This is a genomic window from Chloroflexota bacterium (assembly GCA_013152435.1).
In the GTDB taxonomy this organism is placed as follows: domain Bacteria; phylum Chloroflexota; class Anaerolineae; order DUEN01; family DUEN01; genus DUEN01.
Genome location: JAADGJ010000043.1, coordinates 1 through 952, shown reverse-complemented (window position 1 = coordinate 952; position 952 = coordinate 1). Strand labels below are relative to the sequence as shown.

Annotated in this window: 1 protein-coding gene; it reads right to left on the bottom strand. The window is 67.1% G+C overall.

The window, feature by feature from the left end:
* Window positions 1–335: 335 nt before the first annotated feature.
* Window positions 336–952 (bottom strand): tetratricopeptide repeat protein (locus GXP39_05600; GenBank protein NOZ27513.1); only part of this gene is annotated, 617 nt, incomplete at its 5' end.

Sequence of the window (952 nt, the reverse complement as noted above, 5' to 3'; positions counted from 1 at the left end):
GGCGGAGGAACTCTATTTTCAGTCCCTCACCTGCCCTGTGGGGCCGGAGGCCACCGGCCAAAGCCCCAACCGGGCAGGTAAAAGGCGAGAAAAAGAGTTTTTCTGCGGAGGGGCTTCCCCTCCGCACCTCCCCTTTCAGGTGCGACCGCCTGTGGTGGGAAAAGCGACAGGCGGGGGCCTGCCCATGCTGTTCAGTTGGTGCGAATAGGGCGCGGCGACGTTGGGCCTGCCGGCGAAAAGGTGCGTTGCACCTGGCGTCGAAATAAACCGGTAGGGCGATTCATGAATCGCCCCTACCGGTCGGAGGTGGCCGGTGCTGCGAGGCGCCGGCCACCTCAATCGGACATGTCCTCGAGGACCTTCATGATCGGGGCGACCAGTGATTCGTCCGGCGCTTTGCCTGCGCTTTCGCACGCGCGAACGTAGTCCTGTAGCAGGTTCGCCATGAGCGGGGCGAGCGCCTGCGGCCAGCGCTGGAAGTAGGGCGCCAGCGCTCGTGCCCCCTCCTCGAAGGCTTTCGCGGCCTCTCCATGCCTCTCCAGTCCCCTCAGCACAGAGCCCAGAGCGCCAAGGCTGGTCGCCAGGAGGAAGGCGTCGGGGTTGCGCTGAGCCAGCTGGCGATAGGTGTCGACGGCCTGTTGGGTGGCCTCCAGGGCCTCCTGGCGCCGGCCCAGGCCGGCGAGCATCATGCCCAGGTTGTTGAGGCTTGAGGCCAGGTCGGGCAGGAAGGCGTCGGGGTTGCGCTGAGCCAGCTTCTGTCGGATCTCCACGGCCTGTTGGGTGGCCTCCAGGGCCTCCTGGCGCCGGCCCAGGTTGGCGAGCATCATGCCCAGGTTGTTGAGGCTTGAGGCCAGGTCGGGTAGGAAGGCGTCGGGGTTGCGCTGAGCCAGCTGGCGATAGGTGTCGACGGCCTGTTGGGTGGCCTCCAGGGCCTCCTGGCGCCGGCCCAGGC